The organism is Streptomyces sp. NPDC059499, assembly GCF_042749285.1.
GTDB lineage: Bacteria > Actinomycetota > Actinomycetes > Streptomycetales > Streptomycetaceae > Streptomyces.
The window spans coordinates 208,405-225,803 of sequence record NZ_JBHYTT010000011.1; the positions used below are offsets into that span (position 1 = coordinate 208,405).

Consider the following 17,399-nt stretch of genomic DNA (forward strand, 5'->3'; position numbering starts at 1 on the left):
GACGTGCCCGGTCAGTCCGGCCGTCCGGTGATCACGGCGGTCACCGTGGACCCCGGGGCGAAGGCGCCCTCGGCGGCCAGTGCGGTCAGGGCGTACAGCAACTTGGCCACGTAGAGCCGCTCGACCGGCAGCCCGTGGCGGTCCTCGAAGTCGTCGGCGAAAGCGTGCAGCTCCGGGGTCGTACGGGCGTAGCCGCCGAAGTAGAAGCGCTCGTCCAGGGACCACTGCCCGGCCCTGGCGCCGAACGCCTCTTGCTGCAGGTTCAGCACCACGTCCTCCAGGAAGCCGCCGCGCAGCACAGGAATGCCCAGGGCGTGCTGTCCCGGACCGAGTCCGGCGGCCAGCCCGGCCAGGGTGCCGCCGGTCCCGCAGGCCACCGCGACCGTGTCGCCCTGCCCGCGCAGCTCGTGGCCGAGCGCTGTGCAGCCCTGTGCGGCGAGAGCGTTGCTGCCGCCCTCCGGGAGGACGGTGCACGCCCCGAAGAGGCTCAGCAGCCCGTCCAGGACCTCGGGAGCGGTCTTCGAGCGGTACGTGGCCCGGTCCACGAAGTGCAGACGCATGCCGTCGGCCGCGCACCGGGCGAGGGAGGGGTTGAGGGGGCGGCCGGCCAGTTCGTCGCCGCGTACGACCCCGACCGTGGGGAAGCCGAGCAGGCGTCCGGCGGCGGCCGTGGCGCGCAGGTGATTGGAGTAGGCCCCGCCGAAGGTCAGAACGGTGTGTCCGGCGGCCGCCCGCAGATTGGGGGCGAGCTTCCGCCACTTGTTGCCGGGCAGGTCGGGGTGGATCAGATCGTCGCGCTTGAGGAGCAGGGTCACGCCGTGACGGGCGAAGCGCTCGTCCTCGGCCGGCTGCAGGGGTGAGGGGAGAACCGGCTGCAGCCGGGAGAGGTCGAGCGCTTCGTGGTGCATGCACTCATTGTGCCGCCGGTGCGGCGCGCGCGGACCGCCCGCCGCTACTTGAGCCGGTCGTGGATCCGGGTGCGCATGCCCGTCATCGAGAAGCCGCGCGGGTCGACCTTGCCCGGCTGCCACTCCAGGTGACCGATGACGGAGGGTGCGTCCCAGCCGTGGAAGCGGCAGACCGCCGCGGCGGCCTTCTCGACGGCTTCGAGCTGGACGGCGGGCCAGGGGTCCTCGCCGTCGCCGAGGTTCTCGCACTCGAACCCGTAGAAGTGCCGGTTTCCGTCGGTGTTGGCCTCGTTGTCGGTCGGCAGTGCCTTCTCCGCGATGACGGCGCGCAGGACGTCGTCGTCGCCGAGGCCGGCGTGGTTGGCGCGGCCGTAGCCGACCAGATGGACCCGGCCGTCCTTGGCGATCACGCCGTGACAGAGCGGGCCCGGCAAGGCCGAGTAGCCGTCACGGCAGATCTCGACGGTGCGGGCGGTGCCCTTGGTGACGGTGTGATGGATCATCACGCCGTGCACCGGTCCCCAGGGGCCTTGCTGGTTGCGGTTGTGCGTACGCCAGTCGCCGACCTGGACGACGGTGAGCCCTTCGTCCTTCAGTGCCTTGAGGAAGTTGCTCGCGGACATGGGTGAGGACATGGCCGACTCCTTTGGTGCGTGGGGAGTGTGTCCGTACAGCGCTTGTACCGGAACGCGGGCCTCCGGGCCACCTGTTCGGGCAATGTGCGAGTGGTTCCGGACAGTTCCGCGAGCCGTGGGCACCGCCTCCGGCGTCGGTCAGCCCCGGGCGAGCCAGAGGTCGGGGCCGAACACCTCGTAGTGGATGTCGGCCGCGCGCACACCCTCGGCGAGCAGCTGGGAGCGTACGGCGCGCATGAAGGGCAGCGGGCCGCAGAGGTAGGCGCGGGTTCCGGAAGCGATCGGAAGGGCGGTCAGGTCGACCGTACCGGTGCGCTCCCGGGGGTGGCCCGGCTCCGGGTTCTCGTACCAGAAGTGCGCGGTGGCGTCGTGGAGCTTGCCGGTGAGCAGGGTGTGGTCGGCGCGCAGGGCGTGATCGGCGGCCGAACGGTCGCCGTGCACCACGGTGACGGGGGAGCGGTGGTCCTTCGCCACGAGGTGTTCCAGCATCGACAGCATGGGGGTGCAGCCGATGCCCGCCGAGGCGAGGAGCAGCGGGGCGCCGCTGTCGTCGAGCACCAGATCGCCGTACGGGGCCGAGACGCGCAGCCGGTCGCCCTCCCGCACGTGGGCGTGCAGGTACTGCGAGACCTCGCCGTCAGGAGTGCCTCCGCCCCGTACCCGCTTGACCGTGAGGGAACGCAGGGCGGAACCCGGCGCGCAGGAGAGGCTGTACTGGCGTATCTGGTGAGCGCCGTCGGGGAGCCCGACCTGCACGGAGACGTACTGGCCAGGGTTGAAATCGGGAGCCGGGGCACCGTCGGAGGGGGTGATCCGGAACGTGGCGACGTCCTGCGTCTCATCGGTCCGTGAGGTCACTGTCCATTCCCGCCACACATCACCTGCGACGACGCCCTGCTGGGCGTACAGGCGGCTCTCGATGGTGATCAGGGCGTTGGCCATCAGCCAGTAGACCTCGTCCCAGGCGGCGGCGACTTCCGGCGTGACCGCGTCACCGAGTACCTCGGCGATGGCCGCGAAGAGATGGGTGTGCACGACCTCGTACTGCGGGGGTGTGATGCCGAGCGACGCGTGCTTGTTGGCGATGCGGATCAGCATCGCGTCGGGGCGGGTCTCCGGGTGTTCGACCAGCTGGGCCGCGAAGGCGGCGATGGAGCCCGCGAGAGCCTGGCGCTGTGTGCCGGACGCCTGGTTGCCGCGGTTGAACAGGTCGCGGAGCAACTCGGGTCGGGCGTCGAACAGCTTTCGGTAGAAGAGGTCCGCGATGTCGCCGATGCCTGCCCCGACGGCGGGCAGGGTGGCACGGACGGTGGCGGTCGACGTCTCGGAGAGCATCGGGTGACTCCTCAGGGGGTGGAGTGGGTCAGGGCAACGGGGCCAATGAACTGGTATTTAAGATGCATATTTTAGGGCGGCGAAATCGACGCCCGGTGGAGCGTGCGCCGGTCAGTCCGGCGCGGGTCGGGTGCCGCTGATGCCGATCAGCAGGGGGCCGGTGGGGGAGGAGACGAGATCGGTGACGGCGATGGGGTCGAGCGAGGCGTAGAAGGCCTCCTCCGCGGCCCGGAGGGCGGAGCGCAGCCGGCAGGCGGAGCGCAGGGGGCAGGGGGTGGCGCCCTCGCACTCGACCACCTCGCCCGGCCCTTCCAGTTGGCGCACGAGAGCGCCGACCGATGCCGACCGGCCGGCTCCGGTGAGGGTGAGGCCGCCGCCGCGGCCGCGGCGTGCGTCGACGAGGCCGAGGTGCTGGAGTCGGGCGACGACCTTCGCGGCGTGGGTGTAGGGCACCTGCATGGTGGCCGCCACCTCCCGTGTGGTCGGCGGGTCCTCGTCCCCCGTCGCGACGGCCAGGCGCATGAGTACGCGCAGTGCCACGTCGGTGAATCTCGTCAGGCGCATGGGCTCAGGGTAGGTATGTTGCATGACGGATGCAAATTAAAGAGGACGCGTCGCGACGCAGGGCAACGTGCCCCGACGTGAGCCCGATTAGTCACACTCTTTTGTGTAATAGCGCGCCCTGTCCTCCTGCTGAAAGGCTTCTTCTCGCAGGTCAGTCCATGATCGAGAGGATGTCGGATGTCCGTTGGTGAAGAGGTTCGCGACACGCAGCCGCCGCCGCAGCAGAGTCTCGGCACAGCGGCTGCGCGGAACCTCGCGACAACGACCAAGTCCGCCCCGCAGATGCAGGAGATCACCTCGCGGTGGCTGCTGCGCATGCTGCCGTGGGTGCAGGTGCAGGGCGGGACGTACAGGGTGAACCGCCGGCTCAGCTATTCGGTCGGGGACGGCCGGTTGACCTTCGTCCAGACCGGCGACCGGGTCGCGGTCATCCCTGCCGAGCTCGGCGAACTGCCCGCCCTGCGGGACTTCGGGGACGAAGAGGTGCTGGGGGAGCTGGCGCGCAGGTGCGAGCAGCGTGACGTGGCGGCCGGCGAGGTGCTCGCCGCTTCGGGGGACGCGGCGGACCGCGTCTTTCTGCTGGCCCACGGAAAGGTCGAGAAGGTCGGCACCGGCCCGTACGGCGACGAGACGGTGCTCGGAGTCCTCGCCGACGGCGCCTACTTCGGTGACCAGGCGCTGATCGACGGCGACGCCGCATGGGAGTACACGGCCCGGGCCGTCACCGCCTGCACGCTGCTGACCCTGCGCCGCTCCGACGTGCTCAACCTCGCGGCCCGCGCCGACTCGCTGCGCGACCACCTCGCCGGACTGCTCTCCATCCCGCACCAGCGAACCAACCGCTACGGCGAGGCGGAGATCGATCTGTCCGCCGGCCATGTGGGGGAGAGCGTCGTCCCGCACACGTTCGTCGACTACGAGTCGGCTCCACGTGAATACGAACTCAGCGTCGCCCAGACCGTGCTGAAGGTCCACAGCAGGGTCGCCGATCTCTACAACCAGCCGATGAACCAGACCGAGCAGCAGTTGCGGCTCACCGTCGAGGCGCTGAGGGAGCGCCAGGAGCACGAGCTCATCAACAACCGCGAGTTCGGGCTGCTCAACAACTGCGACTACGGGCAGCGGCTCCAGCCCCACGACGGGGCCCCCGGCCCCGACGACATGGACGAACTGCTGTCGCGCCGACGCGGGTCGAATCTGTTCCTCGCCCATCCGCGGGCCATCGCCGCCTTCGGCCGCGAGTGCAACAAGCGCGGGCTGCTGCCGGAGAGCGTGGAGGTCGGAGGGCACCATGTGCCCGCCTGGCGCGGGGTTCCGATCTTCCCTTGCAACAAGATCCCGGTCACCGACGCCCGCACCACATCGATCATCTGCATGAGGACCGGTGAAGCGGACCAGGGCGTCGTCGGACTTCAGCAGAGCGGCATCCCGGACGAGATCGAGCCGAGCCTGTCGGTCCGCTTCATGGGCATCGACGAGCAGGCGATCATCTCGTACCTGGTAACGGCCTACTACTCCGCCGCCATCCTGGTGCCGGATGCCCTCGGTGTCCTGGAGAACGTCGAGGTCAGCCGCTGGCGGTGATCCGCCCGGGCCCGGGCGACGCCCGCCCGGGCCCGTACGCGCAGGGCCGCGACAGAGGTGCTCCGAAGCACCCGGAAGGAGTGACCGTGACCATGACGAGTACGGACGCCGCGACGGAAGGGCACGAGGCCGCCGCGCTCCTGGAGCGCACCCGCGGCGTGGTCGACCCGCATCTGCGAGCTGCCGTGGAATCGCTGCCCGGAGGCATACGCCGGGTCGCGATGTACCACTTCGGCTGGCAGAACGCGGACGGAAGCCCCGCCTCGGGGCTGGCCGGCAAGGCCATCAGGCCCGCACTGGTCCTGGCCGCCGCACGCGCGCTGGGCGGCGATCCGGACCACGCGGTACGGGCCGCCGTCGCGGTGGAGCTGGCGCACAACTTCACCCTGCTCCACGACGACGTGATCGACGAGGACGCCACCCGCAGGCACCGGCCCACGGCATGGGCCGTGTTCGGAGTGCCGGACGCCGTCATCACCGGGGACGCCATGCTCGCCCTCGCACAGCGACTCCTGTCCGACGACCCGCACCCGGCGTCCGCACGTGCTTCGACCCGGCTGTCCACCTGCATCATCGAACTCTGTGCAGGGCAACAGGCCGACTGCGCCCTGGAGAAGCGCAGCCCCGACGACGTCACGCTGGACGAGGTCCTCACCATGGCCACGGCCAAGACGGGTGCGCTGCTCGGCTGCGCCTGTGCCCTCGGCGCCCTGTACGCGGGGGCCGGGGAGCGGGCGGTGGGGGCCATGGACGGCTTCGGGAGGGAGGCGGGTCTGGCCTTCCAGCTCATCGACGACCTGATCGGAATCTGGGGGGACACGGACCGCACGGGCAAGCCGGTCGGGGCGGATCTGTCGGCCCACAAGAAGTCCCTGCCGGTGGTGGCCGCTCTCACCTCGGGCACGCCCGCTGCCGCCGAGCTGGCCGCGCTCTACCGGGGAGCCATGAACACTCCGGACGAGGTGAGCAGGGCAGCCGGCGCAGTGGACCGGGCGGGCGGCCGGGACTGGGCGCAGATGTGCGCGGCGGACCGGATGGCCCGGGCGGTCCACCATCTGTCCCGTGCGGTGCCCGACCCGGCCGCTGCCGGCGACCTGCTCGCCCTGGCCGAGTTCGTCACCCGCAGGACGCACTGAGCCGAGGCCTCCGTGACCGGCACCCCGATACAACTCTAGGATCCCGAAGGTCGGTTGGGACCATCACATCGGGGACGAAGGGGCGGGGCCGGTCATGGGTGTACGCATACGGCAGGCGGACGAGCGGGACAGGGACCAGGTCGTACGGATCCTGGACGAGGCGTTCCACGACGACCCGGTGAGCAGCTGGGTCTTTCCGGACGAGGAGCACCGGCGCGCGGTGCACGGGAAGTTCCTCGGCGTCTTCGCCGACATCACGCTCGCGGGCGGCCGGATCGACATCCTGGAGGACGGCACGGCCGTGGCCCTCTGGCTCCCGGTACCGGCGGGAGCACCCGAGGGGGACGACGACACCCCCGCACTCATGCGGGAGACCGCGGATCCCGACAACGAACGGGCCGAACTGATCGGGAGGCTGACGGGCGCCGTCCACCCGCACGACCGCGCCCACGAGTATCTGCTGATGATCGGCGTCTCGCCGGAGCGCCAGGGGGAGGGGATCGGGGAAGCGCTCATCACCGAGGTGCTGGAGCGGTGCGACCGCGAGGGCGTGCCGGCCTATCTGGAGGCGAGCAGCGAGCGCAGCCGAGGCCTCTACGAGCGGCTCGGGTTCACCTTCATGGGCAAGACCGTGGACCTCCCGGACGGGCCCTCCATGTGGCCCATGTGGCGTGAACCGTACGCAGTCTGAACAGAGGTCAGGCAGCGGCGAGGGAGAAGGGGAGGGTGCCACCGTGGCGGCACCGGACACGGACTACAGTCCCTGCACATGACAGATGAGTCGTGGGCAGGCTGGTACCGGGACCGTCACGGTTCCGAGCCGGTCATCCTCACCACGGACGGGCAGCAACTCCGGATCCGCGTCAGGGGTGCGGAATTCGGGGGCGAGAGCTTCGACAGCCTGAGCCCCGTGGCCGCGGTGCCGCCCGAAAGCGGGGCGTTCGACCTGGTGGACGGTTCGCTCAGCGACTGCGTCCTCGAGTGGGACCTGCCGCTTCCGGTCCTCGTCTCGGGCACGGTCCGCCAGGTCACGCTCAGTTGCCTGCTGTCGCTGCGCCGCGCAGACCCGGATCTGTACCTCGCCCTCCATCTGGACGGTGCGGCGTACGAATCGAACCGGGCAGAGAGCGACTTCGCGTCCGCCCTGGCGACGATCCAGCGCATCCTGCCGCCCGGTATCCGTCTCCAGACGTGCATCGCCTGCGCCTTCTCGGACTACTTCCCCGTACCGGTCCGCGGGCTTTCCGGCGGGCTCGCCTGCTTCCGCGGGGCGAAGGACGCCTACCGCGACGCGGCAGGCGGCGGAGATGTCGCCGACCTGTGGGACAGGCGGACGGGACTGGTCCAGGAGATCTGGAGCTGCCCGGAGTTCGAGGCGCGTCCGGCCGAAGGGGCGGGGACCGGCCACCGTGGTGCCTTCCCGCTGGAGCTTGCCTGACGACGACGTCCGGCATGCGCGTAGGGGCCGCTCCGGAGCGGCCCCTACGGCACTGGTACGGCGGTGTCAGGAAGCGGTACGGGCGAGGGCCGCGGCGAGGCCGTTCTGCCACAGGGTGTTCACCCGCGAGCGCTCGGTCGCGTTCGGGTAGGCGTTCGTGCAGGACGTTCCGGGGCCACCACCGGACATGAGCTCGCTGCACGGGCCGGTGTAGTGGTCCGGCAGCCCGAGCACGTGCCCGGTCTCGTGGGCGGTGACGCGGGTCGAGTTGTACTGCTGGTTCTGGGCGTAGTCGAGGAAGATGTAGCCGCTGCCGTGCCCGTCGGTGCTCGCGTACGAGCCCCGTGAGTCATTGCCCTCGTAGTAGCTGAAGTCGGCGTTGGAACCCTCCTGCAGCCTGACGTTGGCGACCGAGCTGTTCCAGATGCTCGTGCTGCTCGCTATCTGGCTGCGGAAGCTCGGGGCGTTGGCGGCGTTGTAGATCACGGTGACAGCCTGCGCGCCCGGCTTGGCGGCGCGCTTCTCGGCGACCGACTTCATGACGGCGTCGAAGAAGGCCTTGTTCGCTGCGGCGTTCTCGCTGGATCCGGCGTACGCGGCGTAGCCGGCCTGAGCGGCCGTCACGGAGGTGGAGGGAGCGACAGGAGCCGGCGTGGCGACCGCGGGCGTGGCGCCCAGGGCGGCGGCGAGGGTGAGGCCGAGACCGGCCACGGCCGACATGATGACTGTCCTGGGGTGTCTCATGGGGGGTTCTCCTACCTGTCCGATGAACCCTGTCCGGCGGACCGGACAGGGAACGGGTGGGGGGTACGGAGAGAGTGTGTTGCGCGGCCGGGCGGCAGCGGATGATGTCAACCGGCGATAACGCCGCCCTATCGCCCCCACAGCACCAGCACAGCAACCGCACATTCACGGCGCCCCAACACTCCCTGAATTGAGGCTGTTTAGTGGGGTTGAGCAGTCTGGTGCGGCCCGTGCGGACCGCCATACGCTCCTCGCCATGGAGCTCGAGGTGAGACACCTCAAGGCGCTCTGCGCCATCGCCGACACGGGCAGCCTGCACCAAGCGGCCCGCCGGCTCGGCGTGAGCCAGCCCTCCCTGACGACCCAGCTGCAGCGGATCGAGAAGTCGCTGGGGGCGGAGCTCTTCCGGCGTGAACGGACCGGCTGCCGGCCGACCTTGCTCGGACGCGCCGTCCTCAGCAGGGCACGCCCCCTGGTCGACGGAATGACATCGCTGGTCGGAGCCGCCCTGGCGGAGGCCGAGGCGGCCCGCGCGGAAGGCCCCCGGCTCCGCATCGGATCCACCGCGAGCAGGGTCATCGGCGGCTGGCTGCGCAGACTGCGGGTGCGGCTGCCCGGCACGGACATCTCGCTGCGCGTCGACGTCTCCGCCCGGACGCTGCTGCGCACGGTCGCGGCGGGCCGGCTCGACGTCGCGTTCGTGCACGAGGTGGAGGGCTTCCCGCTGGACGTTCCGGAGGGCCTGGACCGGCGTGTACTCCTGGACCGGGAACCACAGTTCATCTCGCTGTCGCGCGACCATCCCGCGGCGGGCAGCCCCGTGGTGGACCTCGGCGATCTGGCAGCCGACCGCTGGATGGTCGACCCGTCGGTGGACGGCGAGTGGGACGGCGTACGCAGGGTGCTCGGTGCCGCCGGCCTCGACCCGCCCGTCCTGCACGGGGACTACCTCACGGCGGCCTCCCTGGTCGTACTCGGCGAAGCGGTCGCTCCCTGCCAGCCCACCTCGGGCCCGCGCGACGACATGGCGATCCGCCCCCTGCGCGGCGACCCGCTCGCGGTGCGGCTGATGCTGGTCTCCCGGACGGGTGCCGACACGGACGTGGTGTACGGGGAGCTGGAAGCGGCGTACCGCGAAGCGGCCCGGCGGGCGGCGGGCTACCACCAGTGGCTGCTGCGCAACCGCAGCCCTCTCGCGCATACGCCCTGAACCGCGGAGAGTTCCCCGTTCTGCCGACAGCGAGGCACCGTTTCCCGCAGAGGCCACGACGGGCAAGGTCATCCCATGAAGATCCTGATGCTGGGCGGCACCGAATTCGTCGGCCGTGCCGTCACCGACGCGGCGCTCACCCGCGGCTGGCAGGTCACGGTGTTCCACCGCGGCCACCACGCGGCACCGCCGGGTGTGCGGGTACTGACCGGTGACCGTACGGCGGGCGGGGACGGCCTCGCCTCACTGGCCGAAGGAACGTGGGACCTGACCGTCGACACCTGGAGCGGCGCCCCTTCCGCCGTACGGGACGCGGCCCGTCTGCTGGCCGGCCGGACCGGGCACTACACCTACGTCTCCAGCCGTTCCGTGTACGCATACCCCACCCCGGCCGGGCTGCCCGAGGACGGCCCGCTGGTCGCCGGCGCCTCTCCCGATGCGGGCGCGGACGTCCCGTACGCCCTGGCCAAGCGCGGCGGTGAACTGGCGGCGCTCGACGTCTTCGGTGACCGGGCGCTGCTGGCCCGGGCCGGCCTGATCCTCGGGCCCGGCGAGAACGTGGGCCGGCTGCCGTGGTGGCTCGAGCGGACGGCCCGCGGCGGCCCCGTCGTCACCCCGGGGCCACGGGACGCCGCACTCCAGTACATCGACGCCCGCGACCTGGCGAGCTGGATCCTGGACGCCGCGGCGGCCGGTCTGGGCGGCGCGTACAACACGGTCAGCCACCCCGGTCACACCACCATGGGCGAGCTGCTCGACACCTGTGTCCGGGTCACCGGCTCGCGAGCCGACCTGCGCTGGACCGACCCGGAGGTGCTCCTCGCGGCAGGAGTCGAACCCTGGAGCGACTTGCCGGTCTGGCTGCCCGCCGGCGAGCTCTACGACTCCTTGCACCGGGGCGACGTCGCCAAGGCCCATGCCGCCGGGCTGCGGTGCAGACCCGTGGGCGACACGGTGGCCGACACCTGGCAGTGGATGCGCGAGCGGGGCGGCAAGGCCCCGCAGCGGCCGGACAGGCCTCCTGTCGGCCTCGACGCGCGGACCGAGGCGAAGCTTCTGGAGGCAACCGACACCCCTTAGCGTGGCCCGATGACCGAACACTTGCTGCACCTCGCCGAAGAGCCCCTGTGGCAAGCGGCACGAGGGACCGGGACGTACGAGATGTCCACCCGCGGCCGCACCCTGCGCGAAGAGGGTTTCATCCACTGCTCGCTGCCGCACCAGCTCCCCGGTGTCGCCCGGATGCTGTACGGCTCCGGCGACCGGGACCTGGTGGTGCTGGTCATCGACCCGGACCGGCTCCAAGTCCCCGTGCGCTACGAGGCCATGAAGCCCGGCGGCGAGGAGTTCCCGCACATCTACGGCCCGCTCCCGGTGAACGCGGTCGTGGAGGTGCGCCCGTGGACCCATGAGACGGCGCAGAAGGAGGGTGAGGCGCTGTGATCGGCCCCCTCGTGGCGGTGACCGGGGCGAGCGGGGCGGTGGGCGGCCGGGTCGCCGGACGGCTCGCCCGTACCGGCGGCCCCGTACGGCTCCTCGGACGCGATCCGGCACGGCTGCCCCGGCTGCCCGGAGCGGACCTCGCGCCGCCCGCCCCCTACGGTGACGGGGAGGCCATGCGCCGCGCGCTCGACGGTGCGCACACTCTGTTCCTCGTCTCCGCCCACGAGAGCCCCGACCGGGTGGGCCAGCACATCACCGCCGTCGACGCGGCCGTGGCCGTGGGGGTCGAGCGCATCGTGTACGTGTCCTTCCTCGCCGCCGCACCTGACGCGACGTTCACCTTCGGGCGCGACCACTGGCACACCGAGGCGCACATCCGGATGACCGGAGTGCGGTACACCTTCCTGCGCGACAGCTGGTACCTGGCGGGGCTCCCCGCGATGACGGGCGCCGACGGGATCCTGCGCGGTCCGGCCGGAGAGGGCCGGGTGTCGGCCGTGGCGCACGAGGACATCGCGGACGCGGCGTCAGCCGTCCTGCTGGACGAGGGCGTCGGCCACGACGGCGCGACGTACGACCTCACAGGTCCGGAGGCATTCACCCTCGCCGAGGCGGCCCACGAGCTGAGCCGCTGCACGGGACGGACGATCCGCTACGTCCCCGAGACCAGGGAGGAGGCCTACGCCTCCCGTGCGCACTACGGGGCCGAGGACTGGGAAGTGGCCGGCTGGGTCACCTCGTACGAGGCCATCGCGGCCGGTGAGATGGCCGCGCTCTCGGATGCCGTCCCCACCCTCACGGGGCACCCGGCGAAGAACCTGGCCACCTACCTCCGGGAGAACCCGGACAGTTACCGCCACCTCCTCCCGGGAGCCTGACGCGGACAGGTAGGAAGGCGGACAGGCAGGAAGGCGGACAGGACGGGACGCAGCGGGACGGGACGCAGCGGGACGGGTCCAGCTTCTGTGCACCGCCGAGGACTACGCGGGTCAAGGGCTCACCGACGGCAGCCCCGACGCGTCGCGGAAACGCCCGCACCCGGTACGCAGGGCCTCCCGTCGGGAAGCCGCGCGTACCGGGTGCGGACAGATCGGCCCTGCGGATCCGAAGACCGCAGATCAAGCCTTCTTGGTCTCCCAGAAGATCTTGTCGTTCCATAGGGCTCCCATGCTGGCGACCGCTCCACCTGCATGTATGTCGCTGACCTGCAAGGTAGCGCTGATGGTATCTCGCGCTATCTAGCAGTATCTCGCAGCGTGATGCAACGACGCTGCATGATCATCTCCCATCCTGTCTCCCACGTCTCCCAGCCGATTGGGCGCGGACGCAGAAAGACCGCCCGCCCGCCGGGGGTGCTCGGCGAACGGACGGCCGTAAGGGGGGTGTCTCAAAAAGCGTCACGGCTGACGCTGACACGAGATCATGCAGGTCAGAGTTTTGTCGAGTGCCCCGAGACCTCCCGGAACGGATCTACGAACGACGTCGGGACCTGGGGGAACGCATCCGGGTCCTGCGCACAGGCCTGCCCGCCACACAGGAAGCTTTCGCGGAGATGACCGGTATCGACCGGCGCACACTGCAGCGCATCGAGCGCGGCACCAGCGACCCGCGGTACAGCGATCTGCTCCTGATGGCGGAGGCGCTCGGCATCACGCTCGCCGACCTCGTCCGGGAGTAGGCCCGCCTGCGGCCGATCGGCGGCGGGGCAGCCGCAGGCGGGTGTCAGGTGGCGATGAGGGACGGCGCCTTGGCGCCACCATCGCTGAGCTCTGCCAGGTCGACGACGCTGTAGTCCCGTAACTGCCGCACCAGCTGCGAGGCCAGCAGGACTTGCAGGTCTGGGCTGCCGTACGGCACCGGCGTGTCGTCACCGTCCAGCACACGCCACCCTGAGGCACCCCACTGGTACGGCGTGCCGATGACGCCGTATATGGGTGCCCGCCGGACGAGCAGCGCCCGGTGCCCGTGCCTGGACAGGTGCGCGCAGTGCTGGGTGGCCTCGAGCGCGTGAGCCAGACAGACGGGGGGCTGGGCGCTGAGCACCGGCTCGCCTGCCGCAGACGGCTGGCCTGCCCTGCTCTCGAGGAACAGATAGCCCCCGGCAATCTTGGTGGGGCCCACGCAGACCTGGCACCGGAACATCGCCATGCACTCACGCTGGCGAGACGGGTGGACGAGGCTCCACACAGGCTGCCCCGTGGGTCTGCCGTCACGTCCGATCTGCTGGGAGCACCGTCCCCACAACTCGCCGCCGGGGCCTGAGTCGTCGTCGGTCTGGTCCCAATAACCGATGCGGTGCCGGCCGTCGGGCCTGAACGTTGCCCGGAGGGAGTCGACGCTGCAGGGCTCCTCTCCCTCGCGAAGCGTGATGTAGGGAATGGAGATAGCCATCAGCGCCTCGCCTCCCACACCTTGTACAGGCGCGCACGCTCCGGACAGGCCGACTCGTTTGCACATGCTGCACATCCGCTATGCGGGTGCGTGTGCTCGAGCAGCTCTATGTACGCGGCCTGCCCGCTGTCCGGTGGTGCGGGGGCTGGTGTGCCTGCCATCGTGACCTCTCTCCGACCCGACTCGGCTGGGAGCACCATCGTCCGGAGGACATCCGCCCGATCCGATACACAGGCTGTATCAGGCGGGCGTATCGTCCCGGCATGAGTAGTCGGGGACTCTGGGCAGACGTCGCCCTGCGCGCAGCATGGGCGAGACAAGACTGGGCTGCCATCCTGCGCGAATACCGCCGGGCCGCGGGCTTATCGCAGCGCGACCTCGAGCCGTACGTGGGCATGCCGCAGCCTCACATTTCCGCGATCGAGTCGGGCCGCAGGCAGGTGACATCAGCCGAGGTGCGCGCCCGCATCACCGAAGGATTACGCGTGCCCCCAGAGCTCACCATGGCTGCTCGCCGCCCGGACCTTGACGACTGGGCACCGCCCGTAGAGCTACGGGAGCGGATCGCGCACGGGCACGTCACTGGGCGCACCGACCTGCGAACGGCTGACTGGATCGGCGAGGTCCTCGCGCAGCACCGGCGGGCCGAGGACGAGATCGGCGGCCTTGACCTGTGGCCGGTGGTCCGCTCGCAGCTCGATGCCGTCACCCTGCTCATTCCCGGGACGACCGGACCGGCCGCCGATCGGCTGATGCTCCTCGCCGCAGAGCACGCGCACTGGTTGTCGTGGGTGGCCTGGCAGGAGCAGCGCACGGGGCCGGCGCTCGCATGGATCGATGTGGCGCACGGGTGGGCTGTCGACGGCGGCCACACTGACATGGCGTCGTGGGTGCACCGCATCCGCTCGTACTACTCCCTACGGCACGGTGACCCGGTGCGGGCGCTGCGTACCGCTGAGGCTGCACGGCTGACGGTCGGCCTGTCCCCGGCGGCCGCGTCGGTGGCCGCGCACCAGGCGGCCGCCGCGGCGGCCGCGCTGAGCGAGCGGGAGCGGGCGCGGCGCCTGGCGGACGAGGCCCTGGAACTTGCGCTGCAGGTACCCGAGGAGTCGGACCGGCCGGGCTGGCTGTACTGGCTCAACCCGACCCGGGCGATGCTGCAGTCGGCGGACGCGGCGTACGCGTGCCGGGACTGGCAGGCCGCAGCGGACGGGATGCGTGCGGCACTGCCAGGGTTGACCGGCTACCCACGTGACCACGCGTACTACCAGGCGCGGTTGGAGGACGCTCAGCGCAGGGTCTAGTCCTCGTCCCCGGGGCGCCGGATCTTCAGGATCGCCACCCCGGAGCCGGTGGCAAGCCGTGCTTTGAGCGTGGCGTGGATGGTCTCGAGGGTGGGTTCCTCGCCGGGGATGGTCACTACCTCGTCGCGCTGCTCGAGGTCCGCCGACTCGTAATCGTCCGGGCCGACACCGGGCGGAATGATGCTGTATCGGATCTTCAACTCGCTCATGGCGCCCGATCGTAGCGGCGGGCGCAGACATGGGGCGGCCCTCCGGGGAGTCGGGTCCGCGGAGGGCGCTTCGGCCACAGTAGCGGGCGCGCCTGCAGCGCGGACCCCGGACGCACGAAAAGCGCCCCCTGCCCACCCCGGTGAGGGGTGGGCAGGGGGCACGGTTCATGGACGGCGCCGCTCGGGTATGAGGGCGGCCGTAGAGGGGCCGGGAGTTACGGGGTCGGGGGACGTGGGTGGCGGTGCGTTGGTCCGCCGGCACATGAGGCCGTCCGGATCTCCCGGCGGCGGCTGCAGGCTGTACCCGTCGGGGCACTCCGGTCCTGCAGGTCCTCGAGGGCCGGTGGCCCCGTCCGCCCCGTCCTTGCCGTCGGCCCCGTCCTTCCCGTCGGCTCCTGCAGGTCCGGTCACCGCGGGCCCGGCCGGGCCGGTCGCCCCGGGCTCACCGGTAACCGCAGGCCCGGGCGGCCCGGTCTCGCCCGCCTGGCCGGTGGCACCTCGAGGACCTGGCGGACCTGGTATCGGTACGGGCACCTCCACCCGGTCCGGCAAATCCTCGATCGCTGCCGCCGGGTCAGGCGCCGCCGGCGTCCCGCCCCGCGCCTGAATTTGGGCGCGCAGGACCCGTACGTCACCTGCCAGGGTCGATACCGCGTCGCCGCGGCGGTCGGCCTCGGCCGCGACCTGCAGCGTGCGGTCCGCCTCGGCCTCGATCCGCAGCCAGACCAGGACGATAGCCCCCGCGAGGATCGCAAGAACTGCTGTCACAGCCAGAGAGCGCCAGCGCCTGGCCAGGATCCCCTGGGCGCCGTGGCGGGGCTGGGTGCGGGTCGTCACTGTGTCGGCCCTCCCAGGGCGGCGATCTGTCGGTCACGTTCGGCGATGTCTACCTGCAGCTGCGCGACTCGCGCCTGCAGCTCGGCCTTGTTCGCGCGCTCCCCTGCGAGCTCGGCATACGCCGCAGTGAGCTCTGCCCGCAGGGCGTCGCGCTCCGTCCGCAGGGTGTCTCGTTCCTCCTGCAGGTTGTCGACCAGCCCGCCGTAGCCGGTCATCACCGCACCCTGATGCGATGCCCGCGCATTGCTGCGCTGTCCGATCAGCGCGGCCGCGGCCGCGGCGAGCCCGACGACGATGGTTCCGACGGCGGCGAGCGTCGCAGCGTCCACGTGCTGTACCTCCTGTGCATGGGGCAGTCACGCCCCGGCCGAGCTCCCCGAGGGCTAAGGCGGTCAGGTGCCCACCGGTCCGCGGTACGTCGTCGCCATCGGGTCGTCGGCCACGTACGCCGGCGGCCGCGCCCAGCCGAGGGCGAATCCCGCCAGCCTCTGCAGGAGGTCGCCGCGGGCGCGCTGGCCGAGGAGCTCGAGGACTCGGAACAGGGCGTAGTAGGCGACGGCCAGGAGCACCGTCACGGCTGTCACGACCTGCTGCGAGTCGACGTCGATCCCTGCCCATAGGGCGAGGCTGATCACCCATCCGGCGACCAGGGGCACGAGGGTGCGCATTATGGAGATGAACAGTCCAGTCATGATCACTTCTTTCTGAGGCCGTGGGCGACCTCGTATGCGTACTTCCAGGTGAGTGGGCCGACGTCGCCGTCGGCGGGGCCGAGCTTGGACAGGTAGTGCCGCTGCAGGGCGCGCACCTTCTCGAGGTCCTTGGCCGTCATGAGCATCGACGGGCCGACGGTGTACCGCGGTCCCCACCGGCCTGCCTGCAGCCACTCCTGCAGCTGCAGCGCGTGCTTGTTCCGGGCGCCCAGGCGGAAGGCGGCGCGGCCGGGAAAGGCCGGCGCCTGCGGCTTGGGCTTGGCCGGGGTGACCGGCGTCTTGGGCGGGACCGGCGTGGGCTCGGTGTCGTCCAGGCGCTCGAGGCGCTCGTCGACCCGGGCCCGCATCGAGGCCATGGTGAAACCGCGCGGGTCGACTTTGCCGGGCTGCCACTCGAGGTGGCCGACCACCGATGCGCCGTCCCAGCCGTGCATCCGGCAGACAGCGGCCGCGGCTTTCTCGATCGCCTCGAGCTGCACGGCGGGCCATGGGTCCTCGCCGTCGCCGAGGTTCTCGCACTCGAACCCGTAGAAGGCGCGGTTGCCGTCGGTGTTGGCCTCGTTGTCGGGCGGCAGGTCCTGCTCGTCGATGACGGCCTGGAGGACGTCGTCGTCGCCGAGGCCGGCATGGTTGGTGCGGCCGTAGCCGACCAGGTGCACCCGGCCGTCCTTGGCGATGACGCCGTGGCACAGCGGGCCGGGCAGGTCGCTGTGCCCAGTACGGCACAGGGCCACCGTGGCGGCGGTGCCCTTGGTCACGGTGTGGTGGATCATCACCCCGTGGACCGGTCCCCACGGGCCCTTGTGGTTGCGGTTGTGCGTGGCCCAGTCGCCGACCTGGACGACGATGAGCCCCTCGTCCTGCAGGGCCTTGAGGAATGCGGCAGCAGACGGTGGTGTGGCCATGTCGGCCTCCAGACATGCGAAAGGCCCCGGCGGGCGCGGGGCA

General features: G+C 71.1%; 20 protein-coding genes. 10 read left to right on the top strand and 10 right to left on the bottom strand.

Going from position 1 to position 17,399, the window contains the following annotated elements; genetic code table 11:
- Positions 1 to 11: 11 nt before the first annotated feature.
- From ACFW9O_RS24815 to ACFW9O_RS24830, 4 genes are all read right to left on the bottom strand, one after another.
- On the bottom strand, positions 12 to 908 hold the full coding sequence (locus ACFW9O_RS24815; protein WP_384612183.1) for a 1-aminocyclopropane-1-carboxylate deaminase/D-cysteine desulfhydrase: 897 nt from the start codon (positions 906 to 908) through the stop codon (positions 12 to 14).
- 44 nt (positions 909 to 952) lie between these two features.
- Entirely contained in the window at positions 953 to 1,543 is a 591-nt protein-coding gene (locus tag ACFW9O_RS24820) for an N-acetylmuramoyl-L-alanine amidase (protein ID WP_351167235.1), read from the bottom strand.
- A gap of 138 nt (positions 1,544 to 1,681) precedes the next feature.
- The gene (locus ACFW9O_RS24825; protein WP_384612185.1) at positions 1,682 to 2,878 is read right to left on the bottom strand and encodes a globin domain-containing protein; all 1,197 of its coding nucleotides are present in this window, start codon (positions 2,876 to 2,878) and stop codon (positions 1,682 to 1,684) included.
- A gap of 111 nt (positions 2,879 to 2,989) precedes the next feature.
- A complete protein-coding gene (locus tag ACFW9O_RS24830) occupies positions 2,990 to 3,442 on the bottom strand; it encodes an RrF2 family transcriptional regulator (protein WP_384612187.1) in 453 nt (150 codons plus the stop codon).
- Positions 3,443 to 3,619: 177 nt separating this feature from the next.
- On the opposite strand from ACFW9O_RS24830, the gene ACFW9O_RS24835 reads away from it, so the two are divergent.
- From ACFW9O_RS24835 to ACFW9O_RS24850, 4 genes are all read left to right on the top strand, one after another.
- On the top strand, positions 3,620 to 5,026 hold the full coding sequence (locus tag ACFW9O_RS24835) for a family 2B encapsulin nanocompartment shell protein (protein WP_384612189.1): 1,407 nt from the start codon (positions 3,620 to 3,622) through the stop codon (positions 5,024 to 5,026).
- A 92-nt stretch (positions 5,027 to 5,118) separates the two neighbouring features.
- Positions 5,119 to 6,162 carry a family 2 encapsulin nanocompartment cargo protein polyprenyl transferase gene (locus tag ACFW9O_RS24840; RefSeq protein ID WP_384612346.1) on the top strand — a complete coding sequence of 348 codons (1,044 nt, stop codon included), beginning with the start codon at positions 5,119 to 5,121 and terminating at the stop codon, positions 6,160 to 6,162.
- A 94-nt stretch (positions 6,163 to 6,256) separates the two neighbouring features.
- Positions 6,257 to 6,853 (top strand): GNAT family N-acetyltransferase, encoded by a 597-nt coding sequence (locus ACFW9O_RS24845; protein ID WP_384612191.1) that lies wholly within the window; start codon positions 6,257 to 6,259, stop codon positions 6,851 to 6,853.
- A gap of 78 nt (positions 6,854 to 6,931) precedes the next feature.
- Positions 6,932 to 7,600: a DUF6304 family protein gene (locus ACFW9O_RS24850; protein WP_384612193.1), complete on the top strand. Its 669-nt coding sequence runs from the start codon at positions 6,932 to 6,934 to the stop codon at positions 7,598 to 7,600.
- A 66-nt stretch (positions 7,601 to 7,666) separates the two neighbouring features.
- On the opposite strand, the gene snpA is transcribed toward ACFW9O_RS24850, so the two are convergent.
- Entirely contained in the window at positions 7,667 to 8,344 is a 678-nt protein-coding gene (gene snpA / locus ACFW9O_RS24855) for a snapalysin (protein WP_384612195.1), read from the bottom strand.
- Positions 8,345 to 8,600: 256 nt separating this feature from the next.
- On the opposite strand from snpA, the gene ACFW9O_RS24860 reads away from it, so the two are divergent.
- The 5 genes from ACFW9O_RS24860 to ACFW9O_RS24880 all read left to right on the top strand — a co-directional run bounded on the left by ACFW9O_RS24860 (position 8,601) and on the right by ACFW9O_RS24880 (position 12,675).
- Positions 8,601 to 9,554 carry a LysR family transcriptional regulator gene (locus ACFW9O_RS24860; RefSeq protein WP_384612197.1) on the top strand — a complete coding sequence of 318 codons (954 nt, stop codon included), beginning with the start codon at positions 8,601 to 8,603 and terminating at the stop codon, positions 9,552 to 9,554.
- 75 nt (positions 9,555 to 9,629) lie between these two features.
- Positions 9,630 to 10,634 carry an NAD-dependent epimerase/dehydratase family protein gene (locus ACFW9O_RS24865; RefSeq protein WP_384612199.1) on the top strand — a complete coding sequence of 335 codons (1,005 nt, stop codon included), beginning with the start codon at positions 9,630 to 9,632 and terminating at the stop codon, positions 10,632 to 10,634.
- A gap of 9 nt (positions 10,635 to 10,643) precedes the next feature.
- A complete protein-coding gene (locus ACFW9O_RS24870) occupies positions 10,644 to 10,997 on the top strand; it encodes a DUF952 domain-containing protein (RefSeq protein WP_384612201.1) in 354 nt (117 codons plus the stop codon).
- Positions 10,994 to 11,875 carry an NAD(P)H-binding protein gene (locus ACFW9O_RS24875; protein WP_384612203.1) on the top strand — a complete coding sequence of 294 codons (882 nt, stop codon included), beginning with the start codon at positions 10,994 to 10,996 and terminating at the stop codon, positions 11,873 to 11,875. Before ACFW9O_RS24870 ends, ACFW9O_RS24875 begins: the two co-directional genes overlap by 4 nt.
- Before the next feature lie 566 nt (positions 11,876 to 12,441).
- Positions 12,442 to 12,675 carry a helix-turn-helix domain-containing protein gene (locus ACFW9O_RS24880; RefSeq protein WP_384612205.1) on the top strand — a complete coding sequence of 78 codons (234 nt, stop codon included), beginning with the start codon at positions 12,442 to 12,444 and terminating at the stop codon, positions 12,673 to 12,675.
- Positions 12,676 to 12,719: 44 nt separating this feature from the next.
- Here the strand turns inward: ACFW9O_RS24880 and ACFW9O_RS24885 are convergent, their stop codons facing one another.
- Positions 12,720 to 13,145 carry a hypothetical protein gene (locus tag ACFW9O_RS24885; protein WP_384612206.1) on the bottom strand — a complete coding sequence of 142 codons (426 nt, stop codon included), beginning with the start codon at positions 13,143 to 13,145 and terminating at the stop codon, positions 12,720 to 12,722.
- Between the two features lie 506 nt (positions 13,146 to 13,651).
- Between ACFW9O_RS24885 and ACFW9O_RS24890 the strand changes: the two genes are divergently transcribed.
- Positions 13,652 to 14,692: a helix-turn-helix domain-containing protein gene (locus ACFW9O_RS24890; RefSeq protein WP_384612207.1), complete on the top strand. Its 1,041-nt coding sequence runs from the start codon at positions 13,652 to 13,654 to the stop codon at positions 14,690 to 14,692.
- Here ACFW9O_RS24890 and ACFW9O_RS24895 read toward each other — a convergent pair.
- From ACFW9O_RS24895 to ACFW9O_RS24910, 4 genes are all read right to left on the bottom strand, one after another.
- The gene (locus tag ACFW9O_RS24895) at positions 14,689 to 14,901 is read right to left on the bottom strand and encodes a hypothetical protein (RefSeq protein WP_384612209.1); all 213 of its coding nucleotides are present in this window, start codon (positions 14,899 to 14,901) and stop codon (positions 14,689 to 14,691) included. The two genes, ACFW9O_RS24890 and ACFW9O_RS24895, sit on opposite strands and share 4 nt — an antisense overlap.
- Positions 14,902 to 15,734: 833 nt before the next feature.
- Entirely contained in the window at positions 15,735 to 16,067 is a 333-nt protein-coding gene (locus ACFW9O_RS24900; RefSeq protein ID WP_384612210.1) for a hypothetical protein, read from the bottom strand.
- A gap of 63 nt (positions 16,068 to 16,130) precedes the next feature.
- Positions 16,131 to 16,430: a hypothetical protein gene (locus ACFW9O_RS24905; RefSeq protein ID WP_384612211.1), complete on the bottom strand. Its 300-nt coding sequence runs from the start codon at positions 16,428 to 16,430 to the stop codon at positions 16,131 to 16,133.
- Positions 16,431 to 16,432: 2 nt separating this feature from the next.
- On the bottom strand, positions 16,433 to 17,356 hold the full coding sequence (locus ACFW9O_RS24910; protein ID WP_384612213.1) for an N-acetylmuramoyl-L-alanine amidase: 924 nt from the start codon (positions 17,354 to 17,356) through the stop codon (positions 16,433 to 16,435).
- Between the last annotated feature and the right edge of the window lie 43 nt (positions 17,357 to 17,399).